The organism is Klenkia marina, from assembly GCF_900101025.1.
Classification (GTDB): Bacteria; Actinomycetota; Actinomycetes; order Mycobacteriales; family Geodermatophilaceae; genus Klenkia; species Klenkia marina.
The window spans coordinates 87464-104655 of record NZ_FMUH01000002.1 but is presented as its reverse complement, the minus strand read 5'-3'; the positions used below and the strand labels follow the sequence as shown (position 1 = coordinate 104655).

The following is a 17192-nucleotide window of genomic DNA, read 5'->3' as shown; positions in this document are numbered from 1 at the left end:
GGTCAGCCCAGGCGGACGGCGACCAACGCGACGTCGTCCTCGGGCCGGCCGTCGACCAGCCGCTGCACCACCTGGTCGCACAGCTCGTCGAGCGGGCGGTCGACGAGCTCGGCCACCGCGTCGCGCAGCCGGGCCAGGCCGGTGTCGAGGTCCTCGTGGCGGCGCTCGACCAGGCCGTCGGTGAACAGCAGCACCGTCGAACCGGGCTGCAGGTCGACCACGTGCTCCTCGCGGCGCACCAGGTCGTCGACGCCGAGCAGGAGGTCGCCCTGCCACCTGCCGGGCTCGCCGAGGGTGCCGTCGGGGTGGACGACGACCGGGGCGAGGTGGCCGGCGCTGGCCCACACCATGCGGGTGCCGCCGGGGTGCTCCTCGAGCCGGGCGACCGCGGCGGTGGCCAGCGTGGGCAGCTCCAGGTGGGTCATCGCGGCGTCCAGGCCCCGCAGCACCTCACCCGGCCCCGCGTCGGAGTAGGTGGCGATGCCGCGCAGCAGGCCGCGCAGCTGGCCCATGGCCGCGGCCGCGGCGGTGTCGTGCCCGACGACGTCACCGATCACCAGGGTCATCGCGCCGCTGGGCGTCCGGAAGGCGTCGTACCAGTCTCCGCCGACCCGCGCCGCCTCGGCGGCCGGGGTGTACCGGACGGCGACCTGGGCGCCGGCCGGCTGGAACGGCTGGGTGAGCAGGCTGCGCTGCAGCTCCTCGGCCAGCGCGGCCTGCTGCCGGTAGAGCCGCCCGTTGTCCAGCGCCAGCCCGATGCGGTCGGCGGTCTCGCGGGCCGCGGCGAGGTCCTCGGGCTCGGGCGTGCGGCCCCCCGACCACCACAGGGTGATCACCCCGAGTGCCCGGCCGCGGCCGAGCAGCGGCAGGTAGAAACCGGGGCCGGTGGCCAGCCGGCGCTGCAGGTCGCGGGCCTCGCCGGGCAGCAGGCTGTCGTAGACCTCCTCGGCGGTGACCGGCGTGGCCTCCTGGGTGTGCATGGACCGGATGAGCGGCGCGGTGGCCGGCAGCTCGCCCAGTCGCAGCTCGACGTAGCGGGTCAGCACCGGTCGCAGCTCGGGGTCGGCGTGCCAGCACCCGACGTCGACCGGCCGGCCGTCGTCCTCGAGCACGGTGACCACGGCCCAGTCGGCCAGCACCGGCACGAGCAGCCGCGGGATGCGGCTCATGCTCTGCACGGCGTCGGGCGAGCCAGCCACCTCGGCGCCCACCCGGGCCAGCACCGCCAGCCGCTCCTGGGCCCGGTGCCGAGCGGTCGTGTCGGTGAAGAAGACGTTGATGCCGCCGTCGGGGGCCGGCACGGTGCGCGCCTCGAACCAGGCGCCGAGCGCCGGGGACCAGCCCTCGACGACCTGGGGCTGACGGGTCTCGGCGACCTGGCGGTAGGTGCGGCCGAACACGCTGTCCTCGTTGCCGGGGAAGGCCTCCCACGCGTCCCGGCCCAGCAGCTGGGCACGAGCCCGGCCGAACATGCGCTCGGCGGAGGCGTTGACGTAGGTGACCCGCCAGTCGGCGGACAGCTGCAGGAAACCCATGGGCATGCCCTCGAGCACGCTGGTGCCTGCTTCCGCGACCACCCGACCCCCCCTCAGCTGTGCACAGCCTAGGGGCAGGCCACCCATTCCTCGGCCCCGTCGGTGAACACCTGGCGCTTCCAGATCGGCAGCCGGGCCTTGACCTCGTCGACCAGCTCGGCGCACGCGGCGAAGGCCTGACCGCGGTGGCTGGTCGAGACCGCGCAGGCCAGCGCGACGTCGCCGATGGCCAGCAGCCCCACCCGGTGGCTGATCGCCACCGCGTGCACCTCGGGCCGGGCGGCGAACTCGGCCGCGATCTCCTCAACCAGCGCCTGCGCGGTGGGGTGCCCGACGTACTCGAGCTCGGTGACCGACCTGCCGCCGTCGTGGTCGCGCACCACGCCCGCGAAGCTCACGGTCGCACCCGCGGCGGGGTGGACGACGGCGGCCTCGTGGGCGGCGACGTCCAGCGGCTGGTCGCTGATGGCGGCGATCACACCCGCGACGCTACCCGCGCGGGGTGTCGTGGTCGGTGGGGTCGCCCAGACCGGTGCAGTCGACCTCGGTGACCTCGTGCGCCCGCAGGTAGGCGCGCGCGCCCTCGTCGCCGGTCGCGGAGTCGGCCACCCCGGCCCAGTGGTCGCGGCCCAGCAGCACCGGGTGGCCGGGCACGCCGTCGAAGGTGGGGACGACGAGGGCGTCGGGGGCGGCGTGCGGCAGCAGCCGGGCCAGCACCTCGGGGGTGGTGCCCGGGACGTCGACGAGCATCACCGCCGCGGCCTCGATGCCCGCACCGAGCGCCTGCAGGCCCTGGATGCCGGTGCGCAGCGAGGAGGCCATGCCGGTCTCCCAGTCGCGGTTGCCCACCACGGTGGCGCCCTCGAGGTCGGCGCGCTGCCAGACCTCGACCATCGCCGCGCCGAGCACGACGAGCACGGGGTCGCAGGCCGTGCGGGCGGTGCGCACGGCCCGCTCGACGAAGAGCTCGCCGTCGGGCAGCGGCGCGAGGGCCTTGGGCATGCCGTAGCGGGAGCCGCCCCCGGCGGCCAGGACGAGCGCGGCGACGGACACGGCCCCACCCTGCCACCTGCCGCGGCTCACCCAGTTGCGCATCTTCGCGTATGCGCAGGTACGTTCCCCTGGTGACGGCTCCCGTGCTCGACCGGCCCACCCGATCCGTGCCGCCGCCCCGGCTGTCGGCGACGCTGCGCACGGCCCTGACGCTGCCGGAGGTCCGCTGGGCCGGCCTGTCCCTGGCCCTGTTCGCCGTCGGGGTCGTGCTGCACCTGTCCGGCGCGCCGGCGCCGCTGTGGTGGACCGCCTACCTGGCCTGCTGCGCGACCGGCGGCTGGGAGCCGGCCGCCGCCGGGGTGCAGGCGCTGCGCGAGCGCACCCTGGACGTCGACCTGCTGATGGTGGTCGCGGCCGGCGGCGCGGTGGCCATCGGCCAGGTGTTCGACGCGGCGCTGCTCATCGTCATCTTCGCGACGTCCGGTGCGCTCGAGGCCTTCGCCACCCGGCGCACGCGCGACGCCGTCCGAGCCCTCACCGACCTGGCTCCCGAGCAGGCCTGCCGGCTCGACGGCGACCGCGAGACGGTCGTGCCCGCGGCCGACCTGCAGGTCGGCGACCTCGTGCTGGTGCGCCCCGGGGACCGGTTGGCCGCCGACGGCACCGTCGAGTCGGGCGCATCGGAGGTCGACCAGGCGTCGATCACGGGTGAACCGATGCCGGTGGACAAGCAGGTCGGCGACGAGGTCTTCGCCGGCACCGCCAACGGCACGGGCACGCTCACCGTGCGGGTGGGCACCGCCCCGCACGACAGCGTGGTGGCCCGGATCGGGGCCCTGGTCGAGCAGGCGTCGGAGACCAAGGCCGGCACCCAGCTGTTCATCGAGAAGGTCGAGCAGCGCTACTCGGTCGGTGTCGTGGTCGCCACGCTCGCCGTCTTCGCCGTGCCGCTGCTGCTGGGGTCGCAGCTGCAGGACGCCCTGCTGCGCGCGATGACCTTCATGATCGTCGCCTCACCGTGCGCGCTGGTGCTGGCGACCATGCCCCCGCTGCTGTCGGCCATCGCCACGTCGGGTCGGCACGGCGTGCTGGTCACCTCGGCCGTGGCGATGGAGGGGCTGGGCAGCGTCACCGCCGTCGTGGTGGACAAGACCGGCACCCTCACCGACGGGACGCCCGCCGTCGTCGCCGTCTCCCCCACCGCCGGCCGCACCCCGGACGAGCTGCTCGCGCTCGCCGCCGGCGTCGAGGCGCCCAGCGAGCACCCCGTCGGTCGGGCCGTCGTCGCGGCGGCCCGCGACCGGGGGCTCTCGGTGCCCGCGGTCGCGGGGTTCCGGGCCCGGGTCGGCCAGGGGGTCAGCGGGACCGTCGAGGGCCGGGTGGTCGCCGTCGGCCGGGCGACCGGGCCGCTGCCGGGGGCGGGCGAGGAGGAGGCCCGCGGTCGCACGCTGGTCGAGGTCACCGTGGACGGCGTCCCGGCCGGGTGGCTCGCCCTGTCCGACCGGCTGCGCCCCTCGGCCGCGGCGACCGTGACGGCGCTGCGCCACGCGCTGGGCCGGTCACCGCTGCTGCTCACCGGCGACGACGAGCGGGTCGCGCGTTCGCTGGCCGCCGAGCTGGGCATCACCGACGTGCGGGCCGGCCTGCTGCCCGAGGACAAGGTGGCCGCGGTGCGCGAGCTGCAGGCGCAGGGGCACCGGGTGATGGTCGTCGGTGACGGCGTCAACGACGCCCCGGCGCTGGCCGCGGCCGACGTCGGGGTGGCGATGGGCGGCGTGGGGTCGGACCTCACCGTCTCCAGCGCCGACGTCGTGGTGGTGCGCGACGACCTGGCCACCCTGCCCGCGCTGGTCGGGCTCTCGCGGCGGGCCCGGCGCCTGGTGGTGCAGAACCTGGTCGTCGCCAGCACGGTCATCGTGGCGCTGGTGACCTGGGACCTCGTGTGGCACCTGCCGCTGCCGCTGGGCGTCGCCGGCCACGAGGGCTCGACGATCCTGGTCGCCCTCAACGGCCTCCGGTTGCTCCGCCGGGGCGCCTGGGCCGCGGCGCCGCCGACTGCGGCGGGTCGGGCACCTCGCCGGTGAGCAGCACCTGCTCGGCCAGGTCGATCAGCCGGGTGTTGGTGTGGTTGCTCAGCGAGCGCAGGAGCGCGGCCGCCTCGTCGTAGGGCAGCTTGTGGGCGGCCATCGCCACACCGATCGCTGCGCCGATGGTGCGGTTGCTGGCCAGCGCGAGCTGCAGGTTGGCCGCCTCCAACCGGGCCTGCACCACGGCCACGGCCGCCGCCAGGTCGGGCACGGCGCCGGTCACCGAGGCGACCACCGCAGGGTCCACGAGCCCGGGCCCGTCCCCCAGGACGGTCAGCACGGCGCGGGCCGTCGCCGCCCCGGGCAGCGCCACGGCGACCAGCGAGGTGCCGGGTCGGGCAGCCAACCCCCAGCGCGGGTCGCGCGCGAGGTCGTCGGACACCACGAGCTCGTCGTCGGCGGCGGCCAGGAAGACCGGCCCGTCCCCGACGGCGGCCTGCAGCTGGTCCAGCTCGTCGGCGGGCGCACCGCTGCTCGCCCACGGCCGCAGCCGGGGGCCGGCCAGCGTCACCACGCTGGCCGACTGCGCCGGGGGGACGGCCTCGACCAGCTCGACCAGCAGCGCGCGGGCCAGCTGGGGCAGCTGGTCGGCGGCGCAGGTGGCGGCCCGGACGGCGGCGGGCACCGGGACGGCGATGGCGGTCACCGGTGCTCCCCCGGCAAGCGGCCCGACGTGGTGAGGGCCCGGGCGACGTCGCCGATCGGACGGCGGGCGGCGCGGGCGGCCGACCGCAGACGCTGGAACGCCTCCTCCTGGCCCAACCCGTCGCGGGCCATCAGGTAGCCCACGCCGCGCTCGATGGGGGCGCGGTGGCCGATGGCGTAGTCCAGCTGGGCGGCCAGCCGGCCGGACTGGTGGGCCTGCACGCCCACGTCGAGCAGGGTCTCGGCGACCCGCCCGAACCGCACCAGCGCCGCGGTCTCGTCGTCGCGCCAGGCGTGCGGGGCGGCGTGGTGCACGTCCAGGCTGCCGACGACGGCTCCGCGCAGTCGCAGCGGCGTCCCCAGCACCGCCCCCACGGACCCGACGGAGGCGGAGTCCGTGGCCCGGGACAGCGCGTCGGCGAACCCCGGCCACCGGGGGTCGCCCGCCGCGTCGTCGGTGGTGACGGTCTCCCCCTGCCGGAACGCGTCGACGCAGGGGCCCTCGCCGGTGCGCAGCTGGGCGTCCTCCATGGCCGCGCTGGCGGCGTCGGTGGCCGCCACGTACTGCAGGTGCCCCTGCTCGTCGGCCAGCATCAGCCCGCAACCGGCGACGTCGAACAGCCCGGCGCAGGCATCGACGACCCGCTGCAGGGCGACGTCGAGCAGCTCCTCGCCCTCCACCGGGGCGTCGGCGCCGAGCTCGCGGAGGGTGCGGGCGAGCGTGGCGGCGTCGATGGCGGTCACGGTGGGGATCCCTCGAGGTGGGCCGGCCGGTCGGCGGCAGGAAGGAGAGCGACGGCCGGTCCCCGTGCAGCACGTCGCGGTGACCGCGGCGCGAGAGGGGTGGCTGCCGGGCTGCGTGGAGGTGCGTCGGTGGTGCACACCTTGCTCCGTCCGTCGTCGACCATGGAGGTCACCGCGGACACAGGGCGGTGGGGCGCCGCCCGGGTGGTCGGGCAGCGCCCTGACCTTCTCGCACCCCGGGGCCAGCGGCAACTCAGGATCCGGTACGCCGACGGATTGCTCGATGTCGTTCCGAAACGTGCTTACACCATAAAGTCACGACTCCCGTGTCCGGACACTGGCGATGTCCGTCCTGGTTGCGCACGACCGGTTCCGCCTACGGTCGTCGGACGCCCACCCGAGCACAGGGAGCCCGTCCGTGACCGCACCGCTGCCCGCCCACGAGGTCCACCGAGAGCACCTGGCCGAGGTGGTGCCGCTGCCGGTGCGCAGCACGCCGGTGGTCCCGCTGGCCCTCGCCGCCGAGCTCACCTCGGTGTCGGACAAGCTGCTGTGGGTCGAGTACCTGACCCTGGGCGGCACGGCCGACCTCGAGCGCTTCCGCGCCCACCTGCAGCAGCCCGATCCGGCGGCCGCGGAGCACGAGGTCGTGCTCGAGGCGCTGGAGGCCGTGCTCGCCGACGAGGACGTGCCGGTGCGGGTGCGCTGACCTACTCGACGGCCACCCACACCTGTGCGTCGCCGAGGTCGGTCGGGTAGGTGCGCGGCGGGTCGGCCGGGCGGTAGACCCCCAGCCAGCGGGGGCCGTCGTAGACCAGGGCCCCGCGCAGCTCGGCGGGGTCGATCTCGTCGACCTGGCCGTGGCGCGGACCGCCCTGGTGGATGACCGTGGGCACGATGGGACCTCCGTCGGGGGCTGGGGATGGTTCCGCCCACGTCTCTGGAGCGTCGCGCGCCGGCGCGTGCACCGGCACGCCCCGATCGTGCCCCCCACAGCCGGTCCCCGCTCGCCGACGGGTCCCGGCAGCACGCGGGGCCGTCGAGGCACAGGGCACCTACAGTCTGTCGCGTGCGACCAGATGAGGGGCAGCGCGGCGGGCAGCTGCAGGACGCCGTCGTGGAGGCGGCCGAGCAGGTGATCGCCGACTCCGGCGCCCACCCGGCCGACGGCCTGCCCCGGGTGCTGGGCGACTCCCCGGTCGCCGTCCTCCTCGTCGACCGCGAGTCGGGACAGGTCACCTTCGCCAACGCAGCCGCCCTCGAGCTGGCCGGCGCCGTGCGGCTGCCGGTGGCGATCGACCGCTGGGCCGAGGCGGCCGGGGTCACCGACCTCGACGGCGCCCCGCTGGCCGCGACCGCCGAGCCGCTGTCCCGGGTGGCGGCGGGCGAGCCCGTGTCCGGCGAGCCGGTCCGCATCGGCGGCACCGCCGAGTCCGCCCGCGCCGACGGCCGCGCGGACGGTGAGCTGGGCCCGGTGGTGTGGGCCACCGGGTTCCCGCTCGGGCCGGGGGCCGGTGACCCCGCGCTGTCGCTGCTGGTCTTCCTGCCGGTCGAGCAGCCCGCGGCCGGTGCGGACCCCGAGCAGCTGCTGCAGGCCCTGCGCAACCGGGCCGTGCTCGCCACCGACATCTGCTTCGCCATCTCCGACCCCCGTCGGCCGGACAACCCGCTGGTCTGGGTCAACCCCGCATTCACCCGGGTCACCGGGTACGCGGCCGAGGACGCGATCGGGCACAACTGCCGCTTCCTGCAGGGGCCGGCCACCGACCCCGCCGCCGTGGCCCAGCTGAGTGCCGACCTCGCCGCCGAGCGGTCCAGCGAGGTCACGCTGCTCAACTACCGGGCCGACGGCACCGCCTTCTGGAACCACCTGTCCGTCTCACCGGTCCGTGACGGCGAGGGCCAGCTCGTCGCGTTCGTCGGCGTCCAGTCCGACGTCACGGTCCGGATGGCTGCCGACGCCGACCGCGACGCCGCCCTCGCCGCCGAGCGGACCGCCCGCGAGGCCGCCGAGGCCGCCCAGGAGGCGGCCGAGGCCGCGCAGGCCGGCGCCGAGGCCGCCCGGGCCCGGCTCGCCCTGCTCGCCGGGGCGACCACCGAGCTCACCGGGAGCCTCGACGTCGAGGAGCTGCAGCAACGCCTGGCCCGGTTGAGCGTCCCGCTGCTGGGCGACTGGGTGTTCCTGGCCGGGGTCGACGACGACGGCTCGGTCAGCTCGCTCGTCGTCGAGCACCGCGACGGCGACGCCGTCGCCGGGCACGTGGCCGACGTGCGCCGTCAGTACCTGGGGCGCCCGCTGCCCGCCGACCTGCCGATCGCGGTCGCGATGACCACCGGGCAGCCGGTGACCGTCGACGAGCTCACCCCCGACCAGCTGCGCCGGTTCGGCCGCGGCCTGGCCCCGGGCGCCGCCGACGCGCTCGGCATGGGCTCCCTGCTGGCCATGCCGCTCACGTCGGCCACCCGCACCTGGGGGGCGCTGCTGCTCGGTCGCCGCCAGCCGCACGGCTTCACCGCCGACGACCTCGACGTCGTCCGCGACCTCGGCCGGCGGGCCGGCCAGGCCCTCGACAACGCCCGCAGCTACACCCGCGAGGCGTCCGTCGCCGAGGCCCTGCAGCACGCCCTGCTGCCCGAGATCCCCGAGATCCCCGACGTCGACGCGGCGGCGCACTACACGGCGGCCACCGCGACGTCGGCCGTCGGCGGCGACTTCTACGACCTGCTCACCCTGCCCGGTGGGGCCGTGGGCATCGTCATCGGCGACGTCGTGGGCCACGACATCACCGCCGCCTCGGCCATGGGCCAGCTCCGTGGCCTCATCCGCAGCGAGGCGTGGGGGCTCGACGCACCGGGGCCCGAGGTCGTCCTCACCCGGGTCGACCGCCTGCTCGACGTGCTGCAGCTCCCCGTCCTGGCCACCGCGGCCCTGCTGCGGGCCACCCGACCCGAGGAGCCGGGCGGCGACTGGCCGGTCGACTGCGGCAACGCCGGTCACCCACCCGTGCTGCTGCGCACCCCCGCCGGGGAGGTCGAGACGTTCTGCGACGACCACGGTCTGCTGCTGGGCACGGGGTTCACCCCGACCCCCCGCACGACCACCACCCGCACCCTGCCGGCCGGCACGCAGCTGGTGCTCTACACCGACGGCCTGGTCGAGCAGCCGCTGCCCGGCAGCGGCGAGCGCGACATCGACGCCGGCATCGAGCGACTGACCGGGCTCCTGCGATCCTTGCCCGCGGAGCTGGACGCCGACGGCGTCTGCCGGGCCATCGACGGGATGGTCGTCGAGCACCTCGACGACATCGCCGTCCTGGTCATCCAGCTGGGCACCCGCCCGGCGGACGCAGCGATCCACCCCGGCGACGAGAGGGACCACGACCACATGACACCCCCGCGGCCCGCCGACGACGTGCCCGACCTGGCCCAGATCGACACCGGCAGCATGACCGTCGCCGACGGCACGCTGACCCTGGTCGGCGACATCGACTACGCGCTCGTGACCGCGTGGCAGGCCGTCAACCCCGGCCCGCACCAGGTCTCCGCGGTCGACGCCGCCCAGGTGACCTTCCTGGGCAGCGCCGGCATCGCCTTCCTGCTGCGGCTGGCCGCAGCCGCGCCCGAGCGCCTCGTGCTGCGGTCCCCGAGCAGGCCGGCCCGTCGGCCCCTGGAGGTCATGGGGGCCGACGCCTTGATGGACATCACCCCCTGATCACCCCGGTGCCAGGATTGAGCGAGCGCGCCGCCGGGCAGTCCCCCCAGGTCGCCCGCCCCCGTCGTCTGGAAGTCCCCCTCGTGCCCACACCTGCAGTCGTCGAGCAGCCGGCGGCATGAGCAGCTCCCCGCCCCCCGCCCACGGCCCCAGCTGGCCCGTGCTGCCGCCGCCCGAGCACACCGTGGTCTGGTCGCACGACCTCACCGGCATCCGCGACCTCGCGCCGGCCCGCACCGACCTGCGCGACCACCTGCGTGCGGCCGGGCACACCGAGGGCGGCGGCGCCCTCGACGAGGTCGCCGAGCGCATCCTGCTGGCCGCCGACGAGCTGACCTCCAACGGCGTGCGGCACGGCAACCCACCGGTGGCCCTGGCGCTGGCCACGACCGGCACCCCGGGCACCTACCTGCTGATGGTCACCGACCGGGCGGCCGAGCGGGCGCCCACCCCTGACCCGACCCGCGACCCGGTCGACGGCGGCCTGGGCCTGATCATCATCGCGACGTACGCCAGCGCGCACGGCTGGTGGCCCGACGGCGGCACGAAGCGGGTCTGGGCCCTGCTCCCCCTGCAGGCCTGACCGCCCGGGTCAGGGCAGGAGGGCGGGCACGTCCTCCTGCCCGGCCTCGGGCGGGCGCGGGCGGTCCTCGGGGTGCGCGCGCAGGGCCAGCATCGCGACGTCGTCCTCGGCGTGGTGGGAGACCAGCTCGAGCAGCCGGTCGCACAGGTGGGCCACCGGGCGGTCGGCCAGGTCCGAGACCGCGCCGAGCAGCCACTCGACGCCCTCGTCGAGGTCGGCCGAGCGCCGCTCGACCAAGCCGTCGGTGTAGAGCAGCACGCCGTCGCCGGGGTCCAGGTCGACCTCGTGGTCGTGCCGGGCCGCGGTCGGGTCGGCGCCGAGGATGCGGTCCACGGGGGCCGACAGCACCCGCGCGCGGGCACCGCCGCGGGGCAGCAGCACGAGCGGCGGGTGGCCGGCGTTGGACCACCGGAGCCGGCGGAGACCGGCGCGGGCCTGCTCGGCGTCCTGCTCCACCCGGATGGCCACCACCGAGGTCAGGGTGCCCACGCCCAGACCGGTCATGGCCCGGTCCAGCCGCGTGAGCACCTGCGCCGGCGAGGCCGGCTCGCCGTAGGCGATGCCGCGCAGCAGGTTGCGCACCTGGGCCATCGTGGCCGCGGCCGTCTGGTCGTGCCCGGCGACGTCGCCCACGACCAGCCAGGTGCTGCCGTCGGCGCACAGGAAGGCGTCGTACCAGTCGCCGCCGATGGCCGCCTCGGTGGTCGCCGGGCGGTAGCGGGTGACGATCTCGAGGTGGTCGGGCTCGACCGGGTCGGTGAGCAGGCTGCGCTGCAGCGCCTCCGCCAGCGACCGACTGGCCGCCGACGCCGCCAGGTCGGCGAGGTGGGTGAGCGTGGCGCCCAGCACCACCACGACCTGGTGCGCGACCAGGTCGTGGAAGGGGTCGTCGACCTGGCCGGGCAGGTGCGGGCTGAGCCCCAGCACGAGGACGCCGACCGGCGCCGACCGGCCGACGGGGGCGAGGGGCAGGGTGACCGCCGTGCGCACCCGGCCGCCACCGACGCCGACCGGGGCGTCGTCGACCGGGCCCCAGGTGCCGTCGACGTCGTGGGTGCGCCGCACCCGGTCGTCCAGGGCGCGGCGCAGCCACTGCTGGGCGGCGGGGGTGGTCTCCGCGCCGAGCAGGGCACCCAGGCCGTAACCGGCGGCCGCCACCAGGGGGCTGGTCGGGTCGTCGGGGTCGGCGAGCAGGAACACCCCGGCGAACGGGACGTCGGCCCGGTGGTCGGCCAGGACGTCGACCGCCGCGGCGGCGGCCGCACCGAGGTCGGCGTGCCGCCCGGCACCTACCTGGCCCAGGCGCTGGGCGAGGTGCAGCCGCCGGGTGGCCAGCACCTGCTCGGTGGTCTCGATGACGGTGTTCAGCACCCCGACGACCTGGTCGTCGGGATCCAGCAACGGGCTGTAGGAGTAGGTGAAGTAGGCCTCCTCGGGGAAGCCGTTGCGCGTGGTGACGAGGAAGAAATCGCTGAACCGGTTGGCCACGCGGTCGTCGCGCACCGCGTCGACGAGCGGGGCGAGCAGCGGCCACTCGTCGGCCCAGACCTCGGGCAGCGGGCGGCCGAGGGCCGGGTGCAGCCCGCCCATGAGCGGGGCGTAGGCGTCGTTGTAGACCATCACCAGCTCGGGCCCGGCCATGACCAGCATGGCGAACCGGCTGTTCATCGCGGTGCTGATCGCCGCGCGCAGGGTGGGCGCCCAGGTGTCGGGGGCGCCGATCGCCGTGGCCGCCCAGTCGGTCTCGACGAACAGCTGCCGGACCGGCGTGAGGGATCCGGGCCCGAGCACCGACCGGAGCGCCCGCTGCGCGGCCGGGTCGCCCGGCGGCGGTCCTCCGTCACCAGGCACGGCCCGATGGTGCCCTGCCCGGGTGGGTGCAGCAACGAGAGCCGTCCCACCCGGGCCGGCCCGGACCCCGCGTGCGAGCTGGGTCGGCCCGTCCTCTAGTTTCTTGACAATGATTACCGGTAGCGATACGGCGGCGTCCGCGCTGGAGGTCGAGGACCTCGCCGTGTCGGTGGGCGGCACCCGGCTGCTGCGCGGCGTCGACCTCGTCGTCCCGGCCGGGTCACGCACCGCCCTGGTCGGCGCCTCCGGGTCGGGCAAGTCGCTCACCGCCGGCGCCGTGCTCGGCCGCCTGCCCGCCGGGGCCGTCGCCACCGGGTCGGTGCGGGTGGCCGGCGAGGAGGTGCTCGGCGTCCCGGCCGCCCGGCGGACCCCGGCCACCCGGGTCGCCGCGATCGCCCAGGACCCGCTGGCCGCGCTCAACCCGCTGGTCACCGTGGGCGCCCAGCTGGCCACCCCGCTGCGCCGGCGCGCCGGCCTGCGGGGGTCCGCCGTCCGGGCGCGGGCGGTCGAGCTGCTCGAGGCGGTGGGCCTCGCCGACGCCGAGCGGGTGCTGCGCAGCGTGCCCGGCGAGCTCTCCGGCGGGCAACGGCAACGGGTCTGCACCGCGATCGCGCTGGCCGCCCGTGCCGGCCTGCTGGTCGCCGACGAGCCGACCACCGCGCTCGACCTGGTCACGCAGGCGCAGGTCGTCGACGTGCTCCGCGAGCACACCCGCGGCACAGCCCTGCTGTTCGTCACCCACGACATCGCGGTGTCCGCGGCGCTCTGCGACCGGGTCGTGGTGCTGTGCGGGGGCCGGGTCGTCGAGCAGGGCCCGGTCGAGGAGCTGATCGGCGCGCCGTCGTCGGACCACCTGCGCGAGCTGGTCACCGCCGCCCGGGCCGCCGCGTGAGCGCGGTCCTGGCGGCGACCGGTCTCGAGCGCACCTACGCCGGGACCCGGCCCCACCCGTGGGCCCGGCGGGAGCGACACCGGGCGCTGCGCGGCGTCGACCTGCAGCTGGCCCCCGGGGAGCGGCTGGCCCTGGTCGGCAGCTCGGGGTCGGGCAAGTCGACGCTGCTGCGCTGCCTGCTCGCCCTCGACACCCCCGACGCCGGCACGGTGCACTGCGACGGGCGCCCCGTGCGACACGGCCGCCCGGCCGGGCTGCGCTGGTTCCGCCGGCGCGTGCAGTACGTGCCGCAGGACCCGGCCAGCACCCTCGACCCCCGCATGACCGTCGGCGCGCTGGTCGCCGAGCCCCTGCGGGCCCTCGCCGTCCCCGGTGACCACCGCGCGGCCGTCGCCACCGCGCTGCAGCGCGTGCGGCTGGACCCCGGGCTCACCGACCGACGACCCGGTGAGCTGTCCGGCGGGCAGGCCCAGCGGGTCGCCCTGGCCCGTGCCCTCGCCCCGGCACCCGAGGTGCTGCTGGCCGACGAGCCGGTCAGCGGCCTCGACCTCGCCGTCCGCCGGCAGGTCGTCGAGCTGCTCGGCGAGCTGTCCGCCGACGGCGGGCTCGCGCTCCTCCTGGTCTCGCACGACCTGTCGGTCGTCGCCCGGCTCTGCCCGCGCACGGTGGTGCTCGACGACGGCGCCGTCGTCGAGGACCGCGCCACCGACGCGCTGCTCGCCGACCCGCACCACCCGGCCACGCGCGCCCTCGTCGCCGCGGTCCCGCGCCTGCCGGCCTGATCCCCCGCCACCAACCCGAGGAGCACGTGTCGATGAAGGCCGTCCGCACCACCCCCACCCGCCGTCCGCTGCTGCGCGCCGGCGTGCTGGGCACCACCGCCGCACTGCTGCTGAGCGGCTGCTTCAGCACCGCCGCCGACCCGGCCGCCGCCGACGACGGCCGGATCTCGCTGGCCATGCTGCAGCCGCCGCGGTCAGGCCTCTCGCCGCTGTCGGACGACGCGTTCAAGCTGTCGCGCTGGAGCACCGCCGAGACCCTGGTCGTGCTCGACGAGGACGGCGAGGCCCAGCCCGCGCTGGCCACCGGGTGGACCCGGGCCGGCGACCTCACCTGGCGCTTCACGGTCCGGCCCGACGTCCGGTTCCACGACGGCACCGACCTCACCGCCGAGCAGGCCGCCGCCTCGCTGACCGCGGCCACCCAGGCCTCGCCGAAGCCGCGCATCCTCGACGGCGTCGAGCTGACCGCGGTCGCCGAGGGCGACGAGGTGGTGGTCACCACCGCCGTGGCCGACCCGCTGGTGCCGCAGCGCCTGTCCAGCCCGCAGCTGGCCGTCCTCGCCGCGTCCGCCTACGCCGAGGACGGCACGGTGAGCCCGATCGGCACCGGCACGGGCCCCTTCGAGCTGGTCGACGTCGACGGCACGTCCGGCGCCACCCTCGACCGCTTCGACGGCTACTGGGGCGAGCCGGCCGCGGCCAGCGGCATCGACGTCGACTTCGTGCCCGACGGCACGGCCCGCGGGGCGGCCCTGCGCACCGGGACGGCGGACGTCGTCGAGGCCATCCCGGTCTCCCAGGCTGCGCTGCTGGACCCCGAGCTGATCCACGAGGTGCCCATGCCGCGCACCAACACCCTGTACCTGAACACCGCGAGCGGTCCCTTCGCCGACCCGGCGATCCGTGCCGCCGCCCGCGACGCCATCGCCCGCGCCACCGTCGTGGAGAACGTCTACGAGGGCCGGGCCGACGTCGCCGAGGGGCTGCTCGGGCCGGCGCTGCCCTGGGCGGCCGAGGGCCGCGGCGAGCTCGACCTGCCCGCCGCCGGCACCGTGCCCGCGGGCACCCCGATCACGCTGGGCACCTTCACCGACCGGGCCGAGCTGCCCGAGGTCGCCGTGCTGGTGCAGCAGCAGCTGGAGGCCGTCGGGTTCACGGTCACCCAGGACGTCCGCGAGTACTCCTTCATCGAGGCCGACGCCCTGGCCGGCGCCTTCGACGCGTTCATCCTGTCCCGGGCGACCGTGCTCGACTCCGGCGACCCGGTCGCCTACCTGACCAGCGACTTCTCCTGCGCCGGGTCGTTCAACATCAGCCAGCTCTGCGACCCGGCCGTCGACGCCGCGCTGCAGGCGGCGGCTGCGGCCCCGGCCGGCCCCGAGCGCCGTGCGCTGGTGCTCGAGGCCGAGGCGGCGGTGCTGGCCACGGGGGCCGCGGTGCCGATGCTGCACGAGCGCGTCGTCCAGGGCGAGCAGGCCGGCGTCGGCGGCGCCGCCCGCGACCCCCGCGAGCGCGTCCTCATCACCGCCGAGACCTCGGTCGAGGACTGAGGTGGCCGGCCGGCTGGGCGTGACCGCGTCGCGACTGCTCTCGCTGGCCGGGGTGGTGGCGCTGATCGGCGTCCTGCCCTGGCTGTCCGGGCGCAGCCCCGAGCTGTCGGTGCTGCGCGCCCGGTCGGCCGAGCAGGAGGCCACCCCGGAGGCGCTGGCCGCGATCCGCGCCGACCTCGGGCTCGACCAGGGCCCGTCGGCCCTGCTGCGGTCGTGGCTGGGCGGGGTGCTGCGGGGCGACCTCGGGACGTCGTGGGTCTCGGGGACACCGGTCGGCCCGGGGGTCCTCGCCGCGCTGGGCGTCTCGCTGACCCTCATGGGCCTCGCGCTCGTGGTGGCGGTGCCGGTCACCGCGGTGCTGTGCGCGCCCGCGCTCCGCCGGGCGGTGCGCGGCGAACCGGGCCGGCCCTCCGGTGTCGGCGGGGCCGCCCTGGTGGCCCTGCCGGAGTTCCTGCTGGCGTCGGTGCTGCTGGTGGTCGGCGCGGTCTGGCTGGGCTGGTTCCCGCCCTACGGCTGGACCGGCCTCCCCTCGGCCGTGCTGCCCGCCCTGGCCCTCGGCCTGCCGGCCGGCGGGCTGGTCGGCAGGCTGCTGGCCGACGCGGTCACCGCGGCGGCCACCGAGCGGTGGGTGCTGGCCTGGCAGGTGTCCGGGGCCTCGCCGGCCCAGCTGGTGCGCGCCCTGCTGCGGCGCACCCTGCCCGCGCTCACCACCCAGGTGGCCCTGGTGCTGGTCGGGCTGACCGGGGGCGCCGTCGCCGTCGAGCAGGTGTTCGCCGTCCCCGGGCTCGGCAGGCTCACGCTCGGGGCCGCCGAGTCCCAGGACCTGCCGGCCCTGCAGGCCGCGGTGCTGGTGCTGCTCGGCATCTCGGCGGTGCTCGGCACCGCGGCAGGCGCGCTGCGCGTGCTGCTGCTCGGCCGGGCCGTGCGCACCGGCACCGTGCCGGTCGCCGAGCCCGTGCGCACCTGGGGGCGGCGGGACCGGGTGCTGCCCGCGGCCTGCCTGGCCCTGCTGGCCGGCACCGTGGTGGCCGGCGTCGGCCGGGATCCGCTGACGTCGGCACACGCCCGCCTGGCCCCGCCGAGCTGGGCACTGCCGTTCGGCGCCGACGCCAGCGGCCGCGACCTGCTGGCCCGGGTGGCGCACGGCGCGGTCGACACCGTGGGCACCGCCGTCCTGGTGACCGCGGCCAGCCTGCTGGTCGGGCTGCTCGTCGGGCTGGCGCCCCGGGCGTCGGTCGGGCCGGTGGAGGTGGCCAACGCCGCGCCGCCGGTGATCGTCGGCGTGCTGGTCGCGGCGGTGGCCGGGTCCTCGCTGGCGGGTGCGGCGGTGGCCGTCGCACTGGTCAGCTGGGCGCCGGTCGCCGCGCACGTCGCGGCCGCGACCACGGAGGTGCGGGCGTCGGCGCACGTGCGCCTGCTGCCGGTGCTCGGCGTGGGGCCGATCGCGGCGACCTGGCGGCACGTCGTCCCCGCCGTCCTGGGCCCGGTCACCCGCAACGCGGTGCTCCGGCTGCCGGGCATCGCGCTGGCGCTGGCCGCGCTCGGCTTCCTGGGGCTGGGGCCGACCCCGCCCACCCCGGAGTGGGGGTTGCTGCTGGCCGAGGGCATGCCCTACGTCGAGCGTGCACCCTGGGCGGTGCTGGCCCCCACCGCGGCCCTGGTGCTCATGTCGGTGCTGGCCGTCTCGCTCTCGGGCTGGACGCGGTCGCGCCGGGTCAGCGACCCGTTCCACGTGGAACCTGCCCCGGCGGTGTGATGGCCGACGCACCCGCAGAATGACCCGCGTGCCCCGCTCCGACCCCGCGCTGCGCACCTCCG

The 17192-nt window shown here is 76.8% G+C and carries 15 protein-coding genes; 8 read left to right on the top strand and 7 right to left on the bottom strand.

The genetic code is table 11. From position 1 onward, the window contains the following. Positions 1 to 2: 2 nt before the first annotated feature. From BLP29_RS05710 to BLP29_RS05700, 3 genes are read right to left on the bottom strand one after another with little or no spacing between them, the layout of a single operon-like run. A complete protein-coding gene (locus tag BLP29_RS05710; RefSeq protein ID WP_243469725.1) occupies positions 3 to 1577 on the bottom strand; it encodes a SpoIIE family protein phosphatase in 1575 nt (524 codons plus the stop codon). A gap of 26 nt (positions 1578 to 1603) precedes the next feature. Then, complete coding sequence (locus tag BLP29_RS05705; RefSeq protein WP_092801158.1) at positions 1604 to 2014, bottom strand: molybdenum cofactor biosynthesis protein MoaE; 411 nt, start codon at positions 2012 to 2014, stop codon at positions 1604 to 1606. 10 nt (positions 2015 to 2024) lie between these two features. Next, positions 2025 to 2588 (bottom strand): nucleotidyltransferase family protein, encoded by a 564-nt coding sequence (locus BLP29_RS05700; protein ID WP_243469724.1) that lies wholly within the window; start codon positions 2586 to 2588, stop codon positions 2025 to 2027. A gap of 71 nt (positions 2589 to 2659) precedes the next feature. On the opposite strand from BLP29_RS05700, the gene BLP29_RS05695 reads away from it, so the two are divergent. Further along, positions 2660 to 4612, top strand: a complete 1953-nt coding sequence (locus BLP29_RS05695; protein ID WP_279385436.1) for a heavy metal translocating P-type ATPase — start codon at positions 2660 to 2662, stop codon at positions 4610 to 4612. Here the strand turns inward: BLP29_RS05695 and BLP29_RS05690 are convergent. After that, positions 4533 to 5261, bottom strand: coding sequence for an ANTAR domain-containing protein (locus BLP29_RS05690; RefSeq protein ID WP_092801149.1), 729 nt, complete (start codon positions 5259 to 5261; stop codon positions 4533 to 4535). The genes BLP29_RS05695 and BLP29_RS05690 overlap by 80 nt on opposite strands. Beyond that, a complete protein-coding gene (locus tag BLP29_RS05685) occupies positions 5258 to 6004 on the bottom strand; it encodes a GAF and ANTAR domain-containing protein (protein ID WP_133379048.1) in 747 nt (248 codons plus the stop codon). Before BLP29_RS05685 ends, BLP29_RS05690 begins: the two co-directional genes overlap by 4 nt. Positions 6005 to 6422: 418 nt before the next feature. On the opposite strand from BLP29_RS05685, the gene BLP29_RS05680 reads away from it, so the two are divergent. Then, positions 6423 to 6713, top strand: a complete 291-nt coding sequence (locus tag BLP29_RS05680) for a hypothetical protein (protein ID WP_092801144.1) — start codon at positions 6423 to 6425, stop codon at positions 6711 to 6713. A 1-nt stretch (position 6714) separates the two neighbouring features. On the opposite strand, the gene BLP29_RS05675 is transcribed toward BLP29_RS05680, so the two are convergent. After that, positions 6715 to 6900 (bottom strand): hypothetical protein, encoded by a 186-nt coding sequence (locus tag BLP29_RS05675; protein WP_092801141.1) that lies wholly within the window; start codon positions 6898 to 6900, stop codon positions 6715 to 6717. A 173-nt stretch (positions 6901 to 7073) separates the two neighbouring features. On the opposite strand from BLP29_RS05675, the gene BLP29_RS05670 reads away from it, so the two are divergent. Beyond that, positions 7074 to 9716: a SpoIIE family protein phosphatase gene (locus BLP29_RS05670; RefSeq protein WP_165839305.1), complete on the top strand. Its 2643-nt coding sequence runs from the start codon at positions 7074 to 7076 to the stop codon at positions 9714 to 9716. A gap of 118 nt (positions 9717 to 9834) precedes the next feature. Continuing rightward, entirely contained in the window at positions 9835 to 10299 is a 465-nt protein-coding gene (locus tag BLP29_RS05665) for an ATP-binding protein (RefSeq protein ID WP_092801133.1), read from the top strand. A gap of 9 nt (positions 10300 to 10308) precedes the next feature. On the opposite strand, the gene BLP29_RS05660 is transcribed toward BLP29_RS05665, so the two are convergent. Beyond that, positions 10309 to 12150, bottom strand: coding sequence for a SpoIIE family protein phosphatase (locus BLP29_RS05660; protein ID WP_133379046.1), 1842 nt, complete (start codon positions 12148 to 12150; stop codon positions 10309 to 10311). 109 nt (positions 12151 to 12259) lie between these two features. On the opposite strand from BLP29_RS05660, the gene BLP29_RS05655 reads away from it, so the two are divergent. From BLP29_RS05655 to BLP29_RS05640, 4 genes are read left to right on the top strand one after another with little or no spacing between them, the layout of a single operon-like run. After that, entirely contained in the window at positions 12260 to 13042 is a 783-nt protein-coding gene (locus BLP29_RS05655; RefSeq protein WP_092801127.1) for an ATP-binding cassette domain-containing protein, read from the top strand. Beyond that, positions 13039 to 13824: an ABC transporter ATP-binding protein gene (locus BLP29_RS05650; RefSeq protein WP_092801124.1), complete on the top strand. Its 786-nt coding sequence runs from the start codon at positions 13039 to 13041 to the stop codon at positions 13822 to 13824. Before BLP29_RS05655 ends, BLP29_RS05650 begins: the two co-directional genes overlap by 4 nt. 32 nt (positions 13825 to 13856) lie before the next feature. Beyond that, positions 13857 to 15374 (top strand): ABC transporter substrate-binding protein, encoded by a 1518-nt coding sequence (locus BLP29_RS05645; protein WP_092801121.1) that lies wholly within the window; start codon positions 13857 to 13859, stop codon positions 15372 to 15374. Position 15375: 1 nt separating this feature from the next. Continuing rightward, complete coding sequence (locus tag BLP29_RS05640; protein WP_092801118.1) at positions 15376 to 17130, top strand: ABC transporter permease subunit; 1755 nt, start codon at positions 15376 to 15378, stop codon at positions 17128 to 17130. The last annotated feature ends 62 nt before the right edge of the window (positions 17131 to 17192 follow it).

Coding starts and splice junctions, on each gene's coding strand:
- BLP29_RS05665 (WP_092801133.1), top strand. CDS start 9,835: ATGAGCAGCTCCCCGCCCCCCGCCCACGGCCCCAGCTGGCCCGTGCTG.
- BLP29_RS05655 (WP_092801127.1), top strand. CDS start 12,260: ATGATTACCGGTAGCGATACGGCGGCGTCCGCGCTGGAGGTCGAGGAC.
- BLP29_RS05645 (WP_092801121.1), top strand. CDS start 13,857: ATGAAGGCCGTCCGCACCACCCCCACCCGCCGTCCGCTGCTGCGCGCC.